The following is a 20,944-nucleotide window of genomic DNA, read 5'->3' on the forward strand; positions in this document are numbered from 1 at the left end:
GTCGCGGCGGCGAAAGGTGTTGAGGGTATTGAGGCTGGGCCGGCGCGAGGCCGCGACGGGCTTGAAACCTTGGCTGGGGAACTAGGACTCGAACCTAGAATGACGGTACCAAAAACCGCTGTGTTACCATTACACCATTCCCCAGCAGGAACGGCAGCGGAGGATGTCCCCCCGCGGCGAGGGCGTGGGAATAGCAAAAGCCGATTCCAGATGCAACGGCCGTGCAGTCGCTTGCGGGCCTGAAATCGCTCCTCTATAAGGCCGCCTCCAAGTCGGAGTGTGGCTCAGTCTGGTAGAGCACCGCGTTCGGGACGCGGGGGTCGCAGGTTCGAATCCTGCCACTCCGACCATTCATTCCCCTGCTAACGCGGGGTGATTTTCCCAAGCCCAATTGGCCCCGAGAAGTCCGCCGGTTAGGCGGATAAGGGCCCACGCGCCTGGCTCTCCGAGAGCCACCAACCCGCCCTCCTATGCCCATTTCGCCTTCCGCGCGCCGGCACAATAGCGAGTGAAAGAAAGCAGCCTCCACTAGCGCCTGATCTTCCACGACTTCGAGCACCAACCGTGGGGCCTTGAGGCCAGCGACCTGGGAACCTTCGTGGTCCGCCATGAGGTCGGCGAGGCGCCGCTGGCCCAGGCGCCGGGGGACCTTCATGAGCATGCGCAGTTTCCGGCCTACCCGGTGACCTATGTTCAGGCGCGCTCCTATGCGGGATGGGAGCGGCTGAGCGTGGACTGGAACAGCCTGAGCAAACAGGAAGACCGTGAGCTCGAACGCATCCTTGATGAGCAGGCGCCTGCGGAGCCGGCCCATCAGATCGGCGGCTATCCGGCGCCCATCCAGGCCGACGGGATGGAGGCGGACTGCCAGAGGATCGTCTCAGGCCTGTTCGACACCGCCAAGGGCGCACCTCAGAGCCGGAGCGGGGACTGGCGTCTGCTGCTGCAGGTCGACAGCGATGATGAGGTCGGCTTCATGTGGGGCGATACCGGTCGGATCTATATCTGGGTCCGCGAACAGGACGCCCGGTCCGGGGACTTCTCCAAGGCCTGGTTGAGGCTGCAGTGTTACTGAGCCGACATGGCCTCAGGCGACCCCGTTGAGATTCCAGTCATAGGCGTAGCCGGCGATGGCCGGGCGGCGCCCCAGGACTGCGCGCAAGGGCGGAGCGGCGTAGCGGTTGAGATGGTTCAGGACAGCGGCGTCATCGGCGCCGAAGTCCTCCGCGTACCACTTGTAGATCGATGAGAGGATCAGACCCTTGGCCGTCACCTGCGCGGCGCGGGGATGGTTCACATAGGTCCGGGCGGCCTGGTCCAGATCCGCAGCCAGGGTCGCGCCGCGCCAGGCCCGCGGAGGCAGGTTCGGGCAGCTGATCGAGGCGCAGTTCAGGGCGTAGTGGATCATGGGGTCGCCCATGGGGCGCAGGATTTCGTGCTCCACCTCGTGCAGCGACAGCCTGCGGCTATCCACCCGCAGGGTCTTGGCCTTCCAGGGGCCGAAGGAGACCAGGGTCGGGCGGATCGCCAGGATCGACTTGACCGGATAGGCCTCCAGCACCACCCGCAGGGTCTCGGCGTTATAGAGATTGCTCCAGTAGGCGATCTGATCGGCCGGCGAGCGCGCCGCGGGACTTGCCCCCTGCAAGGCCTCCACATAGGCCGCCAGGGCGGCGCGGTCGGCGGGGCTGGCGCGCCAGGCCCGGTAGTCGACCCGCTTGATCCCATCACGTCCGGCCCGGACATGACGGGCGAGCAGGCGGTCGAAGACCTGAGGGTCAGCCGAAGACGCCTGAGCGGCTACCCCGGCCGGCAAGAGCGACGCCACGCCGGCGCTGACGCCCAGCCCAATCATCCGCCGCCGATCCATAGGCGCTCCCCTGTCGAGACACTGCTGGGAGATCATACGCGCCTGGGCTAGCGGCGGTTACGTTGCGCGGGGCGGGCATGGATGGCGGCTGCAAAATCCTGGCCGCTGAACACCATATCCAGGTCAAATTCTAGCGCAGCCATGGCGAGGTTTCGGCCCGATTTTGCGGCTGCTGGCAGGATTTTCGGGAGTCGCCCTCGCCTGCCGAGCGAGATTCTTTCGCACAAAATGCAGGGATTTGTTTGCCAGCGAGCATTCTATCGGTACAGGGTAGGGCGCAAGCTACAGGAAATGAGCAAACTATGACGACCGGAACAGTGAAGTGGTTCAACGCCACGAAGGGCTATGGCTTCATTCAGCCCGATGATGGCGGAGCCGACGTGTTTCTTCACATCAGCGCCGTTGAACAAGCGGGCATGAGCTCGGTGAACGAAGGCGACAAGCTCTCCTTCGAGCTCGAAAAGGACCGTAAGTCGGGCAAGATGTCCGCCGGCCAGCTCCAGAAGGCCTAAAGGCTAAAGGATTTGGGCCCCGGTCGGCGACGGCCGGGGCTTCTACCTTTCTGATATTGAGGCGCGACGGGACCTTCCCGCCCCTCTAGTCTGGCGGCCATGCCCGCTGGCCCTCCTCCCCTCGCCCCACCGCTAAAGATCGCTGACCTGGCCAAGAGCGTGCCGGGCGGTCGCCTGCTGTTCTCGAACCTGGCGCTCGACATGGCGCCTGGCGAGATTGTCGCCATCATGGGCGAGTCCGGCGTGGGCAAGTCGACCCTGCTGAACCTCATTGCCGGGCTGGACCGCGCCGACGCCGGGCGGATCGAGATCGACGGCGTCGACCTCTCCACCCTGGACGATGACGCCCGGACTGGTCTGCGCCGGGACCGGATCGGCTTTGTCTTCCAGGCCTTCCACATCCTGCCGCACCTGACCCTGGCCCAGAATGTCGCCCTGCCATTGATCCTGGCCCGACGTCCGGAGGCCGAGGCGCTGAAGGCGGCCGCCGCCATGCTCGACCAGGTCGGGCTGGGCGGCCGCGGTCAGGACTTTCCCGCCCAGGTTTCCGGCGGCGAAATGCAGCGCATCGCCCTGGCCCGGGCGCTTGTCCACCGCCCAGCCCTGGTCCTGGCCGACGAGCCCACCGGCAATCTCGATCCCCAGACCGCCGACGTCATCCTGGCCCTGCTGTGCGACCAGCTGCGCGGCTCAGGCGCCGCGGCGGTCATCGTCACCCATTCGGAACGGGCGGCGGCCGCCGCCGACCGGGTGCTGACCCTAACCGCTCACGGCCTGGTCGCCCATGGCCGCTAGGCCAGGCCCTGCTCCGCCACCCGGGCTCAGCCCCCGCCTGCTGGTCTGGATGGTCCTGGGCGAGTGGCGCGCCCAGCCGGGCCGCACCCTGGCGGCGATCCTGGCCATCGCCGTGGGCGTCGGCCTTGGCCTCGCCATCCATCTGGTCAATCGCTCGGCCCTGGACGAGTTCGCCGGCGCCATCCGCAGCGTCAGCGGGGCCGCCGATCTGCAGGTGCAGGCCGCGAGCTCCGCCGGATTTGACGAAGACCTCTATCCCATCCTCGCGCGGCTGGATGGGGTGGCCACCGCCAGCCCCGTTGTCGAGCTACGCGCCCGCACGGACGGGGGCGAACCCCTCACCGTGCTCGGCCTCGATCCCCTGCGGGCCGCCGCCGTCACGCCCAATCTGTTGGGCGGCGGCGCCGTCGGCGGCGGCGGCGAGGGCGGCGTGACCACGGCCGAAGCGGTATTTGATCTGGACGCCATCACCCTGTCGCCCGCCGCCCTGCAGCAGAGCGGGCTGCGGGTGGGGGATCAGGTGCGGTTGAGCGCGGCGGGTCAGAGCGCCAGCTTCCGCATCGTCGGCATCCTTGAGGGCGTCAGCGGCGACCGAGCCCTGGGCGTGATCGACATCGCCGCAGCCCAGTGGCGGTTCGACCAGCTGGGTCGGCTCCATCGGCTGGACCTGCGGCTCAGCCCCGGCGTCGATCGCAGCGCCGTTGAGCGGACGGTTCAGGCGAACTTGCCGGCCGAGGCCGCCCTGGTCACGCCGCAGAGCGAGATGCGGCGCACCGAAAGCCTGTCCCGGGCCTATCGGGTCAACCTGCAGATGCTGGCCCTGGTGGCCCTGCTCACCGGCGGCTTCCTGGTCTATTCGGCCCAGTCCCTGTCGGTCACCCGACGTCGGCCGCAGTTCGCCCTGTTGCGCGTCCTCGGCCTGCCGGCCCGGGGCATGCTGGGCCAGGTGCTGATCGAGGGCGTCGTTCTTGGCCTGGCGGGCGCCGCCCTTGGCGTGGTTCTGGGCGTCGCCCTGGCGGAGCTCGCCCTGCGACTGCTCGGCGGAGACCTGGGGGGCGGCTATTTCAGCGGCGGCCGGCCACCATTGGTCTTCACCCCCGTGGCCGCGGCGATCATCTTCGGCCTGGGCGTGGCCATCGCCGTCCTCGGGAGCCTGTTTCCGGCCCTGCAGGCCGAGCGCATCCCAGCCGCCGTCGCCCTCAAGACGGGTTCCGGGGAGAGCGCCGAGACCGCCGGCCAGCCGCTTCCCTGGCTCAGCCTTGGCCTGCTGGCCGCAGGCGGACTGGCCGCCCTGGGTCCTCCGGTCGGCGGCGTTCCGCTGTTTGGCTATGGCGCCATCGCCCTGATCCTGGCCGGCGGGGTCGGCACCATGCCCTGGTTGGCGCGGGGGCTGCTGGGACCCTTGCGGCGACTCAGATCGCCGGCGCCGCCGATCGCCCTGGCCATCGCCCGGCTGTGGGGCGCCCCGCGTCAAGCGGCCGTGGCGCTTTGCGGCATCGTCGCCAGCACCAGCCTGATGGTGGCCATGGCGGTGATGGTCACCAGTTTCCGCGGCTCGGTGGAGGACTGGCTGGTCCAGATTCTGCCGGCCGACATCTATATGCGGCTCGATCCCGGCCTCACCCTCGATCCCGAAGCCCAGGCCAGGCTCGCCGCGGCGCCAGAAGCCGCCGCCATCGAATTCCGCCAGAGCTTCAATCTGCGCCTCAGTCCCGACCGCCCCCCGGTCCAGGTCAGCGCCCGAGGCCAGGCCGGCGCGGGCGCCGGCGAGGGCCTGCCGCTGGTGGGCCGCCAGGTCACGGCCGAAGGCCTGCCGGCCTGGATTTCCGAGCCCATGGCCAGGCTCTACGACCTGAGCCCCGGGGACAGACTGACCCTGCCCATCGGGCCAGGCGCGCAGGCGCAGGTGACCGTGGCCGGCGTCTGGCGGGACTATTCCAATCAGTTCGGCGCGCTGATCCTCGATCAGGCCGCCTATACCGCCCTGACCGGCGACGCCGGCCGCGCTGAGGCCGCCATGACCCTGGCCCCCGGCGTCGAGCCCGCCACGGCGATCGAGGCCTTCCGGGCGCGACTGCCGCCTTCGATCGCGGGGGGCGCGGACTTCGCCGAACCGCGGGAGATCCGCGCTGTGGCGCTGCGGATCTTCGACCGCTCCTTCGCCGTGACCTATGCCCTGGAGGCCATCGCCATCCTGGTGGGCCTGGCCGGGGTGGCGACCACCTTCTCGGCCCAGACGCTGGCGCGGCGCAAGGAGTTCGGCATGCTGCGCCATGTGGGCGTGCGGCGGGGTCAGATCATGCAGATGCTGGCCACCGAAGGCGCCCTGCTCGGCGCCGTCGGCGCCTTGGCGGGCCTGACGCTCGGGGTGATTATGAGCCAGGTGCTGATCCACGTGGTCAATCCGCAGTCCTTCAACTGGACGATGGAGACCCGCCTGCCCTGGCCTCTGCTGGCCAGCCTGGCCGCAGCCCTGGTGGCCACCTCGGCTGGCGCCGCCGTGCTGGCTGGCCGCGGCGCTGTGGCCGACAGCGCCGTGCGCGCCGTGCGGGAGGACTGGTGATGATCCCCCGACGCGCCTTCGCCGGCCTGCTCGGCGCCGGACTGATCGCGCCGGCCACACCGGGCCTCGCCCAGGACCGGACGGGCGCGCCGGTCTTCGCCCCGGTCCGGCCGGGCCGCTCCCTGACCTTCCCCGCCGATCACGGCGCCCATCCGGACTTCAGGACCGAGTGGTGGTACGTCACCGGCTGGCTGCAGGCGCAGGGCCAGCCCATCGGGTTCCAGATCACCTTCTTTCGGATCCGCACCGGGGCCGACACCCGCAATCCCAGCGCATTCGCCCCCACCCAGGTGATCTTCGCCCATGCGGCCATCTCCGATCCCGCCGTGGGCCGGCTGATCCACACCCAGCGCATCGCCCGGGCGGGCTTTGGCCTGGCGGAGGCCAAGGTGGGCGACATGGACATCGTCCTCGATGACTGGCGGCTGCGTCGGGTGCCTGACGGGACCCTGAAAGCCTATGCCGGGGACCAGGCCTTCGGCCTAGATCTCTCCCTCGCCCCCACCCAGCCGCCCTTGCTGCAGGGTGAGCGGGGGTTCAGCCGCAAGGGACCGCGGGCCGACCAGGCGAGCTACTATTACAGCCTGCCACACCTGAAGGTCAGCGGCGCCCTGACCCGGGAGGGGCGGCGCATCGCCGTCACCGGGGAGGCCTGGATGGACCAGGAATGGTCCTCCACCCTGCTGGACGCCCGGGCGGTAGGCTGGGACTGGGCGGGGATCAATCTGGACGGGGGCGGCGCGCTGACCGCCTTCCAGGTGCGCGATCAGCAGGGCCAGGCGGTCTGGGCCGGGGGCTCCCTGCGTGGGCCCGATGGGCGGACGACCATCTTCGCCCCCGGCGATGTCCGGTTCGTGACCCGGCGGCAGTGGCGCTCCCCGCGCACCGGCGCCCGCTATCCGATCGCGCGGGACATCCAGGCGCGGACGCCGGCCGGTCCCCGGGTCTGGCGGCTGGAGCCCCTGTTCGATGATCAGGAACTCGACAGCCGGCCGGTCGGCCCCGTCTATTGGGAAGGGGCGGTGCGCACCGAAGGCGGGCGAGGCTATCTCGAACTCACCGGCTATGACGCGCCGCTGGCCCTCTAGGTCCCGCCCGGGCCGCTGAGCTAGACTGTTGAGACCCGTGATAAGGAGTCCGCCATGGCCTATTGGCTGCTGAAGTCCGAGCCGGACGCGTTCTCCTGGGACGATCTGGTCGCGCGCGGCGCGGAGGGAGAGCCCTGGAACGGGGTCCGCAACCACACGGCCAAGCTCAACATGATGGCCATGAAGCGCGGCGATCAGGCGTTCTTCTATCATTCACAGGCCGGCAAGGAGATCGTCGGCGTCTGCGAGGTGATCGCCGAGGCCTATCCCGACCCCACCGATCCCAAGGGCGTCTTTGTCTGTGTCGATGTGCGGGCCGTCGACCCCCTGCCCCGCCCCTTCACCCTGGCCGAGGCCAAGGCCGACCCCGCCTTGAAAGGGATGTCGCTGGTCACATCCTTCCGCCTGTCGGTGCAGCCCGTCACTGAAGAAGAATGGGCGCACATACTGGCCTCTGTCGCCGCCGACCAGACGGCTTCGCAATGAGCCGAAACGGAAAGCGGCTGCGGCTTGGCGCCGTCATCCTCCTGCTGGCCGCCGTCGCCGTCGTCGCCCTTGTGCTGAGCCGGCGGCCGCCGGAGGTTCAGGTCCTGACGGTGCGTCCGGAGACGACCGAACTGGTGCTGGCCGTGGTCGGCCGGGTGCGCCCCCTGAACCTGGTGGAGGTGCGGTCGCCCAATCCCGGGCAGGTCATCGAACTGCTGGCCGATGACGGGGATCAGGTGGTCGAGGGCCAACCGCTCGCCCTTATCCGCGCTGCGGTAGAGGAGGCCCAGACCGAGGCTGACGCGGCCCGGGTCCGCGCCACCCAGGCTGAGGCCGCCGAGGCCAGGCTCGCCTATCAGCGCACCGAGACCCTGGCCCGTCAGGGGTTCGCCGCCCAGGCCGCCCTGGACCAGGCCCGGGCGAGACTGCGTTCAGCCGAGGCTGCGGTCGCCGCCGCCCAGGCGACAGCCCGGGCGTCAGCCGCCCGCAGCCGCGAGTACGTCGTCCGCGCCCCCATGGCAGGCGTGATTTTGGTGCGGCCAATCGACAGCGGCCAGGTGGTCACCCCCACCACCACCCTGTTCGAACTGGGCTCCCTTGAGGGCGTTGAAATCCTGGCCGAGGTGGACGAGGCCTATGCCGACGCCCTGCGGCCAGGGATGGAGGCCCGGGCCGCCGCCTCGGGGGCGGAGGCCCGGTTCGCCGCCGTGGTCAGCGAGGTGTCGCCCAAGGTCGATTCCTCCACCGGCGGCCGTCAGGTCAAGGTCAGGCCACAGTCAGGCGCCGACCTGGCGCCAGGCCGTTCGGTGGACGTGACCATCGTGGTCGAGGTTCGCCAAGGCGCCCTGGTCATCCCCCGCCAGGCAGTGGTCGACGCCACCACTTCGCCCAAGGCCTATATCCTTGATGCTGAGGATGTGGTCGTGGCCCGCGACGTCGTCATCGCCCGCTGGCCATCCCAGGGCGCGATCATCGAGCAGGGCCTGTCCGTTGGCGACCGGTTGGTGCTGAACCCCGCCGCCCTGCGCCCGGGCGACACGGTCCGTCCGGTTTCGCCTCCGGATGTGGGCTAAGCCATGTTCGCCCTCAAGGTGGCCCGGCGCTACCTGACCTCCAACCCCGCCCAGACCGTCCTGTTGGTCACCGGCGTGGCGCTCGGGGTCACCGTCTTCATCTTCATCACCGCCCTAATCGAGGGGCTCGCCATCCGGCTAACCGACCAGGTCACCGCCAACAGCGCCCATGTGACGCTCGAGCCCCCCACCCGGCTGGCGGAAATCCTGCCGGGAGACGAGGCGGTTCGCACCGAAGGGGTGGCCCTGGTCTCCACCTTCCAGCGCCGCCAGATCCGATCCTGGCGCTCCACCGCCGAGCTGATCACCCGCCAGCCGGGGGTGTCGGCCCTGAGCCCGCAGATCAGCGGCAACGCCTTCCTGGTCAAGGGCGAGGCGGTCCAGCCGGTGTCGGTCACCGGACTTGAACCGGAAGGGCTCGACGCCATCACCCCGATCACCCCGAACCTGGTCTCAGGCCAGGGCGCGCTGGGGGCCGACGGCATGCTGATCGGGACGCAGCTCGCCGAGGACCTGGGCCTGACCGCCGGCCAGCCGGTGCTGCTGCGCACCGACCGGGGCGGCGAGCGACTGCTGACCGTGCGCGGCGTGTTCAAGACCGGCCTGCAGAGCCTGGACTCCCGGGTCGCCTTCCTCTCCCTGCAGACTGCACGGCCCCTGTTCGACCTGCCCGAAGGGGTGACCAATATCGAGATCAAGCTGGATGATCCCGGACGGGCGCGAGAGGTGGCCGACTTCCTGGCCGGCGCCACGGGCCTGCGCGCCACCCCCTGGCAGGAGAAGAACCTGAACCTGGAGGACGCCCTGGAGGCTCAGGGGCGGACCGGGACCCTGATCCAACTCTTCTCGCTGATCTCGATCATCATAGGTGTGGCCAGCGCGCTGGTGCTGTCGGCCTATCGGCGGCGCAGCGAGGTGGGGATCATGCGCGCCTTCGGCATATCCGGCGGCTTCATCGTGGCGGTCTTCATGCTGCAGGGACTGTTGATCGGGCTGGCGGGCGGCCTGCTGGGGTGCGTCAGCGGCTATGGGCTCTGCACCTTCCTGGCCTCCCTGACTGATGCGGAAGGAAATGCGCCCCTGCCGATCGCGCCGGAAAGGGGCGGCTACGTCGCGGTGTTAATCCTGACCACCATTGGCGCGGTGCTGGCCTCGGCCTTTCCGGCGAGGTCAGCCTCGCGGATCGATCCCCTGGAGGCGATCCAGCAATGAGCCGGGTTCTGCAGGCGCGCGGCGTGGTCATGACCTTCCGCAATGGCGATGAGGAAACCGAGGTGCTGCGCGGCATCGACGTTGACCTGGCGTCCGGGGAGCTTGTGGCGCTGGTGGGCGCCTCGGGGTCGGGCAAGTCCACCCTGCTGTCGATCCTGGGGCTTCTGTTGCGGCCCACCGCGGGTGAGATCGAGATCGCCGGTCAGCGCGTCGAAGGGATGGGCGAGAAGGCCCGGGCGGCCTTTCGCAATCAGCGCCTGGGCTTTGTCTTCCAGTTCCATCACCTGCTGCCGGACTTCACGGCCATGGAGAATGTCGCCTTTCCGGCCGCCGCGCCGGCGGGTGGCATCTCGCCGGAAATGCGCAAGCGCGCCCTCTCCCTCCTCGACCGGGTCGGCCTGGCCGATCGCGCCGATTTCCCAGCCACCCGGCTGTCGGGGGGGCAGAAGCAGCGGGTGGCCATCGCCCGGGCGCTGATGAACAGGCCAGACCTGGTGATCGCCGACGAGCCCACGGGCAATCTCGACCTCCGATCGGCCAGCCAGGTCCTCGACCTCATGGGCGAGGTCAATCGCGAGGACGGCGCGACCTTCCTGATCTGCACCCATGACGAACATGTCGCCGCCCGCTGTCACCGCCGGATCCAGCTGGTGGACGGCCGAGTCCAGGCCGAGGGCGAGGGATCGATCAGTCTCACCGATCGTTAGCGGGCCTTGTGAAACGGGCGAGACTGATCAGATGCCGTGGTTGAACAGATGGCGGCAGGACGCGCTTTCGCCGGTGGCCGCCCGCGCCGCCTTTGACAGCCTGCCCTCGGTGTCCTTGCCCGAGGTGCTCGGAGACTGGCTGGGGGAAGAGCTGCCGACCGGCCATCCCCTGGATGGTCTGCTGGCCGGCTACGGCTGGAAGGGCAAGCGGTTCATGTCAGCCGACGCCGTCGATCCCCTGGTATTCCACCGGGGATCAGGAGATGTGGCGGTGAACCCGGCGCTGATTCCCTTGGGCGTTCCGCTCGCCTGGCCCAGGCTGGCGCGATCGGCGCCGGCGCGACGGGCCTTCAAGACCCTCCTGCCCGCCCTGGCGACCGGTCGCCCGAAGGCCAGACTGCGGGCTGTGGCGCACCGCGGTCAGGTCTCGACCGCGATGATCTATGACGACCTGCCGATCATCGATCACTTCCGCAAGGTCGACGCAGGACGCCTCCTAGGCCTGATGGACATCCGCCACACCGAACAGCCCTACTTCTTCCTGCTGAGCCGCGCGTCCGGCGGGCTCTGATCACACCACCCGGATACTTGGCGCGCCGGCGACCATCCGCCCCACCACCGCGGCGGCTTCAAAGCCCAGCTCGCCCAGTCGCGCCCTGAGCGCCGGCAGCGCGGCCTCATCCAGGGCGATCAGCAGTCCGCCGCTGGTCTGGGGATCACACAGGATATCGCGACGCCACTCGGGAAAGGCCTCGGGCAAGACGACCGCCTCGCCATAGCTCGCCCAGTTGCGTCCAGACGCGCCGGTGCGAACGCCGGCCTGGGAAAGGGCTTCCACACCGCTCAGCAGGACCGGCGCCTCGGCGCGGATTTCGGCGGCGAGACCCGCCCCTCGGCACATTTCCAGGGTGTGACCCAAAAGGCCGAAGCCCGTGACATCGGTCACCGCATGCACGCCGGCAAAGCCCCCCAACTCGGCCCCGATCCGGTTGAGCTGTGTGGTGGAGGCGATCAGGGCGCCATAGCCCGCGGCGTCCAGTCGCTGCTGCTTGAAGGCTGCGCTCAGCACGCCGACGCCGAGCCCCTTGGTGAGCAGCAGGATGTCGCCGGCCTTGGCCGTACGGTTGGTCATCACCTGGTCGGGGTGGACAAGGCCCAGGGCCACCAGCCCATAGATCGGCTCGACGCTGTCGATGGAGTGGCCGCCCGCCACCGGGATGCCGGCGTCGGCGCACACCGCCGCCCCGCCCGCCAGGATTCCTGAAATCTGCTCGGTGGACAGCTGGCCGATGGGCATGCCGACGATGGCCAGGGCGAAGATCGGGGTCGCCCCCATGGCGTACACGTCGGAGATGGCGTTGGTCGCCGCGATACGGCCGAAGTCGTAGGGATCATCCACTACCGGCATGAAGAAGTCGGTGGTCGCCACCAGGGCCTGCTGGTCATTCAGTCGCCAGACCGCCGCATCGTCAGAGGTCTCGGTTCCCACCATCAGATTGGGGAACATGGCCGCCTGGGGCACGCCAGCGAGGATGTCCCGCAGGACGGCGGGCGACAGCTTGCACCCGCAGCCGCCGCCGTGGGCCAGATCGGTCAACCGCACCTGCTGCGCCATCGGGTCTCGTCCTTGTGTCGAAGGGTCTTCGGTTCGTTGTATAGCACCGGGGCGGAGGCAAGAGCGCGTATGCCAGGATTTGACGTGACCGAGGCGGTGAGCGCCGCCGACCTCGCCCGCTATGACGCGGTGATCGATGTGCGCAGCCCCGCCGAGTTCGCCCTCGACCATGTGCCCGGCGCCGAGAACCTGCCGGTGCTGGACGACCAGCAACGGGCGCAGGTGGGGACCATCTATGTCCAGGAGTCCCGCTTCCTCGCCCGTCGGATCGGGGCGGCCCATGTGGCCCGCAACATCGCGCTGCATCTGGAGACCGCCCTGGCCGACCGGCCAGCCAGCTTTCGTCCGCTGATCTATTGCTGGCGCGGCGGGCAACGGTCTGAAGCCATGGCGACGATCCTCTCCCAGGTGGGATGGCCTGTGACCTTGCTGCGCGGCGGCTACCGCACCTATCGCCGCCTGGTGACCGCCAGGCTCTATGACACCGCGCTGGACCTGAAACTCCTGCTGATCGACGGCCATACGGGGTCGGCCAAGACTGATGTCCTGCATGAGCTGGCCGGGATGGGCGTCCAGACCATCGACCTTGAGGGGCTGGCCGAGCATCGCGGCTCCCTGTTCGGCGCCCTGGCCGGTCGGCTCCAGCCGAGCCAGAAGCTGTTTGAGTCCCGCCTGCTTCAGGTCCTGGACGGCCTGGACCTCACCCGCCCGATCGTGGTGGAGGCCGAGGCCAGCAAGATCGGCGACCGCATGACTCCGCCGGTGCTCTGGCGCGCCATGCAGACGGCGCCGCGGATCGTGCTGGAGGCGCCTCAGGCCAGCCGGGCGCAGTATCTGGCTGCCGCCTATGGCGACATCTCCGCCGACATTGACGCCCTGGAGGCGGCCTTCGACCGGCTGCCGGTGGCGCCCAGCCGGGAGCGGCGGGAGGCCTGGCGGGCCATGATCGCAGCCGGCGCCTTCGCCGACCTCGCCCAGGCCCTGATCGACCTGCATTATGATCCGGCCTATGACCGGGCCGCGCGCAAGGCCGAGGCTCCCGTGCTCGCCCGCATGGCCGTGACGCCGACAGATCCCTCAAGTCGCCGTGATGTGGCCGGCGCCATCGCCGGCCTCGTCCGAGACCACTTCGGGGCCCTTTAGGTAGAGACGGACCCCTGGGTCTCGCCGCCGGGAACCAGGGCTTGACCAGAACGCTAAGGCCAGAGGCGGCGGGCCAGACAGGCGAGCAAGGGGTTTGACCCTGAAACTGAACCTCATCGACGGCCGCCTTTGGCGGACGCCCCAGCTTTTCGGCGCGGCGATGGCGCTCGCGCTCACCGCGTGTTCCGGCGAACCTGATGAGGCGAGTCTGCGGCCGCCGGCCGAGTGGCGCGCCAGTGTCGCGCAGACGGCGCGCAACACCACCGATCAGGCGCGCGCCGCCTCCGAAGCCGCGCTTCGGCGTTCGCCGGCCGTCACGGGACCTGCGCTTGTCCAGGCGATCCGGTTCTCCCGCATCCAGGCCATGGCGGCGCAGACGCCTCAGCCCATGCCGGACAAGATCCGCACAGCGCTCTCCGCCTATTTCGACGACGAGATTCTCGACAGCGCCCGCTGGACCACGGCGGGCCAGGACCTGGGTCTCGGCTCCCTGCTGGCGCGCTGGTACTATGAAGAAGGCGCGGTCACCCTGAAGGACCTGATCGTCTTCTCCGACGCCGACGTGGCGGAGAATGTGTGGCTGTGGGCCCATGAGCTTGCGCATATGGAGCAGTATCGCCGCCTGGGGACCGAGGCGTTCGCCGCGAGCTATGTGAGTGACTGGCGAGCCCTGGAGTCTGAGGCCAACCGCCGGGCCTTCGCCATCACTGCCGACATTCGGGCGCGTCGCGCGGCCCGCGCCTCTCCCGTCTCGGCCGTGGTCGACACCCTCAGCGAGATGCTCGACATGGGCGCGCCAGATACCCCCCCGGACGAATCGGTCCCATCTGAAGAGGGGGAGCGGCTGCTGGAGCCCCCCGGCGTCGAGGCGAACACGCCCTCTGACGCGGTTTCGCCGCCCCCGCGGGCAACATCCGACCGCTGATCAGAAGGCAAGACTTGCCAGGGCGCTCCGCATCGCGAAGCTAGGCGCAAATTCGCGGAGGGGTTAGCCGGATGGCCATGCAATCGGGTGTCTTGGGGATGATCGAGAAGGTGGGCAATCGCCTGCCCGATCCGGTGGTCATCTTTGTCTGGATGATCGCGGCCCTGTTCCTAGGCAGCATGCTGGCCGCCGGCCTCGGCGTTTCAGCGCTGAACCCGGTCACTGGCGAGACCCTCGCAGCCGTCAGCCTGGGGACGTCGGATAACCTTCGGCGGCTGTTTGTGGACATGCCCCGGACGCTGACCAGCTTTGCGCCCCTGGGCTTTGTCCTGACCGTCATGCTGGGGGCCGGCGTCGCCGAGCGGACCGGCCTGTTCTCCGCGGCCATGCGCGCCAGCGTCTCCAAGGCGCCCAAGGCCCTGCTGACCCCGATCATCATCTTCACCGCCATCATCGCCAATCATGCGGCCGATGCGGCCTATGTGGTTCTGATTCCCCTGGCCGGGGTGGTGTTCGCCGCCGCCGGCCGCCATCCGGTAGCCGGCATCGCCGCAGCCTTCGCCGGGGTGTCCGGCGGGTTTTCGGCCAACATCTTCCCCGGCCATCTGGACGCTCTGCTGCTCGGCATCACCGAGCCTGCGGCCCGCCTGCTTGATCCGACCTGGACGGCCAACATCGCCGGCAACTGGTGGTTCATCCTGGCCATGACGGTCGTTTTCACCCCCCTGGGCTGGTGGGTCACCGACAAGATCGTCGAACCTCGCCTGGGTCCCTGGGTTTCGGCTGCGCCGGTGGTCGAGGCGGCGGAGACTGAGGCCGAAATCGAGGCGGCCAGCGCCCGCGAGCGCAAGGGCCTGGTCTGGGCGGGCCTGGGCGCGGTGGTGGTGATTGGTCTGTGGGCGGCCATGACCATCGGGCCAGCCGCCCCCTTCATCAACGCCGAGGGGGGTCCCGGCGAGCGGATGACGCCCTTCTATTCCTCCCTGGTGGCAGGCTTCTTCCTGCTCTTCCTGGTGTGCGGCGTCGCCTATGGGGCGGCGGTCGGGACGGTGAAGACCCAGGGCGATGTGGTGCGCCTGACCGGCCAGTCCATGGCCGAGATGGGGCCGTACATCGTGCTGGCCTTCGTCGCCGCCCACTTCGTCGCCATGTTCAACTGGTCGAATCTCGGGGCCATCATCGCCATCCACGGGGCTGAGGGCCTGCGCGCCTCGGGCCTGCCGCTGCCGCTCCTGCTGACCGCCATTGTTCTGCTCACCGCCACCATCAACATCTTCATCGGGTCGGCTTCGGCCAAGTGGGCGGCGCTGGCGCCGATCCTGGTGCCCATGCTGATGCTGCTTGGGGTGAGCCCGGAAATGACCACGGCGGCCTTCCGGATGGGCGACTCCACCACCAACATCATCACCCCGTTGATGGTCTATTTCCCGCTGATTCTGGGCTTCGCCCAGCGTTACCAGCCCGATTTCCGGGTCGGATCGCTGATGGCGGTCATGGTCCCCTACTCCCTGACCTTCCTCGTGGCCGGACTGGTCATGGTCCTGGGCTGGACCGCCCTCGACCTGCCCCTGGGGCCGGGCGCCAGCGTCGACTACCTGCTGCCGACGCAGGTTCAGGTCCAGCCCTGAGCCCGCAACCCCTTCCCTGACGGGCTGTCCTGAGCGGACGGCCCGTCAGGCCTTCATTTCCCTGCAACGGGCGCCGATATAGGGTGGGATAGAAGCCTCCTCCCCGCACGGACCCTCGATGAAGCAGTTCCTGACCACCATGGGCGGCGTATTCGCCGGCCTGACCCTCTTCCTGGTGGGCGTTCCCTTTCTGCTGATCGTCATTGCGGCCGGCGCAACAAGGCCAGCCCCGGTGCCGGGCGAAGTGGTTCTGCAACTCGACCTGCGCACCGCCATGAGCGACCAGGACGTCCAGAACCCCTTCTCCGCCTTCACCGGCGGCTCCACCTCAGTCATGTCGGTCATCGAAACCCTGCACCGGGCCGAGACCGACCGCCGGGTCAAGGGCCTGCTCATCCGCCTGCCTGAGGTGGGCATGGAGCCGGGGGCGGCCGATGAGATCCGACTGGCCCTGCGTCGCTTCGAGGCGGCGGGCAAGCCCGTGATCGCCCACAGCCAGGGCCTCTATCAATCCGGCGTCGTGACCTCGACCTATATGGTGGGCGCTGCGGCCGGCGACCTCTGGATGCAGCCGGGCGCGGCTCTGCAGGCGACCGGCCTTGCGGTGGAGGATGTCTTCTTCAAGCGCTTCTTCGATGAGCACCAGATCCAGCCGGACTTCGAACAGCGCAAGGAGTTCAAGAACGCGGTCAACGGCTACCTGCACAGCGACTACACCGCAGCCCACCGCACGGCGCAGCTATCCTGGATGAACTCCGTCTATTCCAGCGCCCTCAATCTCGCCGCCAGCGACCGGGCGATGGAGCCCGCCGTCCTGCGAGCCCGGCTGGAGGCCGGCCCCTATTCCGCCGCCCAGGCCCTGGAGCTTGGCCTGATCGACAAGCTGGGTCACCTGCATGAGGCTGAGCAGACCTTGCTGGACGCCGCCGGCGACAATGCCCGGCTTCTGGACCTGTCGGCCTATGCCCGCAGTATCGGCCCCCTTGAGCGCTCGGGTCCGACCATCGCGCTGATCGAGGCCGAGGGTCCCATCACCACGGGGCAGAACGGCCTGTCCAACCCGCTGGCCCCCAGCGCCATGATCTTCTCCGACGATGTGGCCGACGCCCTCTATGAGGCGGCCGAGGACGACGACATCAAGGCCGTGGTCCTGCGGGTCAATTCTCCTGGGGGTTCGGACACGGCCTCGGAGCAGATTCTCGCCGCCGTCCGCGCGGCCAAGGCCGCCGACAAGCCGGTGGTGGTGAGTATGGGGACCTATGGCGCTTCCGGCGGCTACTGGATCGCCTCGGAGGCCTCGGCCATCGTCGCCCAGCCCACGACCCTGACGGGCTCCATTGGGGTCTATGGGGGCAAGCTCGCCCTGGGTCCGGCCCTGGCCGAGTTCGGCGTCGACATGCGCGAGCTTGGCGTGGGCGGCGAGTTCGCCGGCGCCTATGGGACCGGCGGCGGTTTCACGCCGGCCCAGGAGGCCGCCTTTGCGGCCATGATGGACAATGTCTATGACGAGTTCATCGTCCGCGTCGCCCGTGGCCGCAACCTGACTCCACGGCGGGTCGACGAGATCGCCCGCGGCCGGGTCTGGACCGGCGCCCAGGCCAAGTCCCTGGGTCTGGTGGACGAACTCGGCGGCTTCTACCAGGCCGTCGACAAGGCCAAGTCCCTGGCAGGCCTTGAGGGCGAGGTTCGCCTGCGACGCATGACGCCCCAGGCCACGCCCCTTCAGGCCCTTGAGCGGGCCTTGGGCCTGGGATCGGTGTCTGTGAAGACCCTGGCCGCCGCCGCCTGGGTGCTGGGTGATCCCCGCGCCCAGGGGGTGCTGGACACCCTGGCCGCCGAGCGGCTGCGCGCCCAGCACAGCGCCGCCGTCCTGGCGCCCACGCCCATCCGCTGACCTGTGACGCCTGGGTCGAGGCGGCTTGGCCGCCTCGCTCTGGGCCACGGCGACGCCGGACCCGGCCGTGACGCTGCTCGACGCGGCGCCCGCGACCAGAGGCTGACCGGCCGCCTCTGTTGGGCAGCCTTACGCCTTGTCTGGGTGTGTATTCCCGAAGCCCGCCACGTAGCCAACCCGCCGCCTTCCGAGCGTGGGTCCGTTCGACGGGGTCGTATCCAACCGCTCGCAGATACGCAGCTCCAGGCCGGTTGAGGGAGAGCGCCCGGCCGACCATCAGCGTCGCCCCGCACAGGTCGCCTGCGGATCTGGGCCTTCAGACAAAAAGAAAGGGCGGCGGACCGAAGTCCGCCGCCCCCTCTCCAGGTCTGGCTGAGGTCTTTTAGAACCGCAGGTTCAGGCCGACCGCGAAGATGCGGCCAAGGGTGTCGTAGGCGCTGGGCAGGGTGTTGCCCGAGTTGGCCGAAGTAGTGGCCGCTTCGTTGCCGAGGACCGGGGGGTCCTTCTCGAGGACGTTCTGCACCGAGAAGGTGATCTTGGCCACGTCATTGAAGGCGTAGCTCGCGGCCAGGTCGATGTAGTTGTAGGCCTCGATTTCGCGGAAGGCCGCGAAGGTGTTGGCCTGCTGAACCGGCTCGATCTCCACCTTGTTCAGGTGACGCCACAGGTAGGACACCTGCAGGTCGCCCATGGTCCAGGTGGTGCGCTGGACGAAGCGGAACTTGTGGGTCGGGTTGCCGCACTGGGTGCCGAAGTAACCAACGCACTCGACCACCGGGGTGACGTTGCTCGAGAGGAACTCGTTGGTCAGGTAGTAGTTGCCGGTCCAGGCGAAGGCCAGGCTGCCCCAACGCTCGCTCAGGCCGACGGTGTCGAGGTCGATGCCGAAGTTGACCGAGGCTTCGATACCTTCAGCGCGACGGTAGTCGAGGTTGGTGGTGAAGCGACGGACGCCCGAACCCGGCGAGGCGATGTCGCCGTTGACGCGGACGATGCGCTGGCAGAACTCGTTGATGCCAGCCACGTAGCAGCCGTTCAGGGTTTCCTGAGCGGAGAAGGCGTCGATGTAGTCCTTCACCTCGATGTCGTAGTAGTCGATCGAGACGACCGGGCTGCGCAGGGCAGTCAGGAAGGTCGGGCTCCAGACCAGGCCGACGGTGGTGGTGTCAGCCAGTTCCGCCTGGGGCAGGTTCTGAAGATCGGTGCCTTCGAAGGTGTTGATCTGGCCAGACACGATGTCCTGGACCGTACCCACCTGGGCGGCCGTCATGCCGGTGGCGATACAACGGGCGCGCAGTTCAGCCGAGATGGCGTTCGGGTTGCCCAGCGAGCAGTAGTCGTAGTCGGCGTTCCGCAGAGCGGTGATCACCGGCGCGGCGAGTTCGCCAACGTTCGGAGCCCGGGCGGCGCGCTGGCGCATGACGCGAACCAGCAGACCGTCGAAGGGCTCGTAGTTCAGACCCACCTTCCAGGTGCTGTAGCTGCCGGTCGGGTTGTAGTCCGAGAAGCGATAGCCGAGTTCCAGACCCAGGGAGTGGGCCAGGGGCTGCTCCATGGCGATCGGCACGATCATTTCGCCGAAGATCTCGTGAGCGTCGAAGCCACCCGAGATCGGGAGCTGGTTGCCGCCGGCGCCGCCGAGGCAGCTGACGGGGGCGAGCTTCCAGCACTCGTCGGGGGTGAAGCGACCGAACTCTTCACGATATTCGACACCGACCGAAGCCACGACGGGCTGCGAGGCCCAGGGGCTCTGCAGGGCGCCGAGTTCACCGTTCACAGACGCGTTGAAGATGGTCTGTTCGTAGGTTTCGGAGATGATCGCCGTGGCGCTGGAATAGGCCGCCATGGCCGGGGTGATGGTGCCATAGGCGCCAAAGACGTTGATCGGCACGCAAGAGGCGGTGTCAACGCGGCAGGTGGTGGTGGAGACCGCGTTCAGCGCGTTGCCGAAGTTGGTGGAGTTGGTGTAGCCGGCCGAGATGCTGGTCCGGTCAACCTGACCCTTCTGGAGGTAGACGTTCCAGTTCCAGTTATCCAGGAGCTGGCCACGCAGGCCGAGGGTGAACTGGAAGAGGTTGTTGTCGTACTGGGTCGAACGGGCGCCCAGCTCACCGGTGCGGCGACGGATGACCAGGCTCAGGTCATCGGCGGTGTCGACCACGCCGTTGCTGTTCAGGTCGCGCCAGCTGGTCGTCGGCAGGGTGCCGGCGGTGCGGGCGGTGTTGGCCGCATTGATCAGGGTCGTGCGAGCCTGAGCGGTCAGGTAGGGGTTGGCCAGCGGCACGAAGAAGGAGTTGCCGAAGATACCCGACGGGGCGACCTGCTGGGTGACATTGGTCGAGGAGTAGATGACGCGGCCATAGGCCTCGACGTTGTCGGCCAGCTCGTAATAGCCGATCGCGGTGGCGCCGTAACGCTCCTGCGGGGTCTGGTAGTAGTTGAACGGGTTGAAGTTGAACACGCCGCAGTTGGCGCCCAGGCTGCCGTCTTCGCGGAACTGGAACGCAGCCGAACCGACGCCGGTGATCTGGGTGCGGGTGGGGACCGTGGTGGTCGAACCACCGGCGGCCACCGAGCCCGGGCCGCCGCAGCCGGCCGGGGCCGGGGTCGGCGCAATGCCGTCGAGGAAGTTCTGATAGTTGCCGCCGGTGGCGGTGACGATGCCGAGGTTGCCGAGCGGACGGGAGCCGAGCAGGACGCCTTCACGCTTGGAGTAGTTCATGCTCATGGCGACGTTGCCGCGGCCATCGGCGATGTTGGAGCCGAAGGTCAGCGAGGTGGTGACCACTTCGCCGTCGCCTTCGCCGGAGACCGAGTACTTGGTGTCCAGTTCGACGCCTTCAAAATCCTTCTTCAGGATGAAGTTGATGGCGCCCGAGATGGCGTCCGAACCGTACACGGCAGACGCGCCGCCGGTGATGATGTCGATCCGCTCCAGGAAGGCGGTGGGGATGACCGAGACGTCGACTTCACCGTCGACGTTGTACGGGGTGACCCGCTGACCGTCGATCAGGATCAGGTTCCGGTTGGCGCCAAGGCCGCGCAGGTTGATGGTCGACACGCCGGCGGTGCCGTTGTTCACCGCGTCGCCGTCCGAGGGGACGGAGATGGGCAGGAAGCGGATGATCTTCTCCACTTCCGGCTGCTGCTGCAGACCGATTTCCGCCGCGCCGACCGTCATGATCGGGCTGGCCGACTCAAGGCCGGGCACCTGAATGCGCGAACCGGTCACGACCAGTTCCTGGACTTCGGCGACCTGGGCGGTGGCCGGCGAAACGGCCATGGCGGCGAAAGCCGCGCCACAGATCATCGATGACGCCAACAGGCGCTCTCGCTTGGATTTGATGTTCAAGGTCAGATCCTCCAGCGGGCCGATCACAGGTCCGATACGGACAGGCACCGAGCCGCTCCCCACAAAAAAAGTGTCCCGCGG

17 protein-coding genes and 2 tRNA genes are annotated in these 20,944 nt (G+C 68.5%); 15 read left to right on the top strand and 4 right to left on the bottom strand.

Translation table 11 applies throughout. The features are described from left to right. Nucleotides 1-70 precede the first annotated feature (70 nt). A tRNA-Gln gene (locus Q8N19_RS03025) sits at nucleotides 71-144 on the bottom strand. Between the two features lie 129 nt (nucleotides 145-273). On the opposite strand from Q8N19_RS03025, the gene Q8N19_RS03030 reads away from it, so the two are divergent. Together Q8N19_RS03030 and Q8N19_RS03035 are read left to right on the top strand one after the other, a co-directional pair. Beyond that, nucleotides 274-350: transfer RNA gene (locus tag Q8N19_RS03030), tRNA-Pro, on the top strand. Nucleotides 351-538: 188 nt separating this feature from the next. Next, nucleotides 539-1,075, top strand: coding sequence for a YwqG family protein (locus tag Q8N19_RS03035; RefSeq protein ID WP_305588186.1), 537 nt, complete (start codon nucleotides 539-541; stop codon nucleotides 1,073-1,075). Nucleotides 1,076-1,087: 12 nt separating this feature from the next. On the opposite strand, the gene Q8N19_RS03040 is transcribed toward Q8N19_RS03035, so the two are convergent. Then, complete coding sequence (locus tag Q8N19_RS03040) at nucleotides 1,088-1,855, bottom strand: DUF547 domain-containing protein (protein WP_305588161.1); 768 nt, start codon at nucleotides 1,853-1,855, stop codon at nucleotides 1,088-1,090. 317 nt (nucleotides 1,856-2,172) lie between these two features. Here Q8N19_RS03040 and Q8N19_RS03045 point away from each other — a divergent pair, with 317 nt between their 5' ends. From Q8N19_RS03045 to Q8N19_RS03085, 9 genes are all read left to right on the top strand, one after another. After that, on the top strand, nucleotides 2,173-2,382 hold the full coding sequence (locus tag Q8N19_RS03045) for a cold-shock protein (protein ID WP_293316660.1): 210 nt from the start codon (nucleotides 2,173-2,175) through the stop codon (nucleotides 2,380-2,382). 99 nt (nucleotides 2,383-2,481) lie between these two features. Then, on the top strand, nucleotides 2,482-3,177 hold the full coding sequence (locus Q8N19_RS03050; protein WP_305588162.1) for an ABC transporter ATP-binding protein: 696 nt from the start codon (nucleotides 2,482-2,484) through the stop codon (nucleotides 3,175-3,177). Beyond that, nucleotides 3,167-5,740, top strand: coding sequence for an FtsX-like permease family protein (locus Q8N19_RS03055; protein WP_305588163.1), 2,574 nt, complete (start codon nucleotides 3,167-3,169; stop codon nucleotides 5,738-5,740). The genes Q8N19_RS03050 and Q8N19_RS03055 overlap by 11 nt, the downstream gene beginning before the upstream one ends. Continuing rightward, nucleotides 5,740-6,828, top strand: a complete 1,089-nt coding sequence (locus Q8N19_RS03060) for a carotenoid 1,2-hydratase (protein WP_305588164.1) — start codon at nucleotides 5,740-5,742, stop codon at nucleotides 6,826-6,828. The genes Q8N19_RS03055 and Q8N19_RS03060 overlap by 1 nt, the downstream gene beginning before the upstream one ends. Before the next feature lie 54 nt (nucleotides 6,829-6,882). Continuing rightward, nucleotides 6,883-7,314: an EVE domain-containing protein gene (locus tag Q8N19_RS03065; RefSeq protein WP_305588165.1), complete on the top strand. Its 432-nt coding sequence runs from the start codon at nucleotides 6,883-6,885 to the stop codon at nucleotides 7,312-7,314. After that, complete coding sequence (locus Q8N19_RS03070; protein WP_305588166.1) at nucleotides 7,311-8,387, top strand: efflux RND transporter periplasmic adaptor subunit; 1,077 nt, start codon at nucleotides 7,311-7,313, stop codon at nucleotides 8,385-8,387. Before Q8N19_RS03065 ends, Q8N19_RS03070 begins: the two co-directional genes overlap by 4 nt. 3 nt (nucleotides 8,388-8,390) lie before the next feature. Further along, on the top strand, nucleotides 8,391-9,599 hold the full coding sequence (locus Q8N19_RS03075) for an ABC transporter permease (protein WP_305588167.1): 1,209 nt from the start codon (nucleotides 8,391-8,393) through the stop codon (nucleotides 9,597-9,599). After that, the gene (locus Q8N19_RS03080) at nucleotides 9,596-10,306 is read left to right on the top strand and encodes an ABC transporter ATP-binding protein (RefSeq protein ID WP_305588168.1); all 711 of its coding nucleotides are present in this window, start codon (nucleotides 9,596-9,598) and stop codon (nucleotides 10,304-10,306) included. Before Q8N19_RS03075 ends, Q8N19_RS03080 begins: the two co-directional genes overlap by 4 nt. A 31-nt stretch (nucleotides 10,307-10,337) precedes the next feature. Beyond that, the gene (locus tag Q8N19_RS03085) at nucleotides 10,338-10,877 is read left to right on the top strand and encodes a DUF4334 domain-containing protein (protein WP_305588169.1); all 540 of its coding nucleotides are present in this window, start codon (nucleotides 10,338-10,340) and stop codon (nucleotides 10,875-10,877) included. Here Q8N19_RS03085 and selD read toward each other — a convergent pair whose 3' ends face one another. Then, a complete protein-coding gene (gene selD, locus Q8N19_RS03090) occupies nucleotides 10,878-11,921 on the bottom strand; it encodes a selenide, water dikinase SelD (RefSeq protein ID WP_305588170.1) in 1,044 nt (347 codons plus the stop codon). 69 nt (nucleotides 11,922-11,990) lie between these two features. Between selD and mnmH the strand changes: the two genes are divergently transcribed. From mnmH to sppA, 4 genes are all read left to right on the top strand, one after another. Then, nucleotides 11,991-13,064: a tRNA 2-selenouridine(34) synthase MnmH gene (gene mnmH / locus Q8N19_RS03095; protein ID WP_305588171.1), complete on the top strand. Its 1,074-nt coding sequence runs from the start codon at nucleotides 11,991-11,993 to the stop codon at nucleotides 13,062-13,064. Between the two features lie 94 nt (nucleotides 13,065-13,158). After that, nucleotides 13,159-13,989 (top strand): DUF4157 domain-containing protein, encoded by an 831-nt coding sequence (locus tag Q8N19_RS03100; RefSeq protein WP_305588172.1) that lies wholly within the window; start codon nucleotides 13,159-13,161, stop codon nucleotides 13,987-13,989. Between the two features lie 71 nt (nucleotides 13,990-14,060). After that, nucleotides 14,061-15,617, top strand: a complete 1,557-nt coding sequence (locus Q8N19_RS03105; protein ID WP_305588173.1) for an AbgT family transporter — start codon at nucleotides 14,061-14,063, stop codon at nucleotides 15,615-15,617. Nucleotides 15,618-15,735: 118 nt separating this feature from the next. Beyond that, nucleotides 15,736-17,511 carry a signal peptide peptidase SppA gene (sppA, locus tag Q8N19_RS03110; RefSeq protein WP_305588174.1) on the top strand — a complete coding sequence of 592 codons (1,776 nt, stop codon included), beginning with the start codon at nucleotides 15,736-15,738 and terminating at the stop codon, nucleotides 17,509-17,511. Between the two features lie 382 nt (nucleotides 17,512-17,893). On the opposite strand, the gene Q8N19_RS03115 is transcribed toward sppA, so the two are convergent. Continuing rightward, nucleotides 17,894-20,911: a TonB-dependent receptor domain-containing protein gene (locus Q8N19_RS03115; RefSeq protein ID WP_305588175.1), complete on the bottom strand. Its 3,018-nt coding sequence runs from the start codon at nucleotides 20,909-20,911 to the stop codon at nucleotides 17,894-17,896. Between the last annotated feature and the right edge of the window lie 33 nt (nucleotides 20,912-20,944).

It is taken from the genome of Phenylobacterium sp. (genome assembly GCF_030693405.1).
GTDB lineage: Bacteria > Pseudomonadota > Alphaproteobacteria > Caulobacterales > Caulobacteraceae > Phenylobacterium.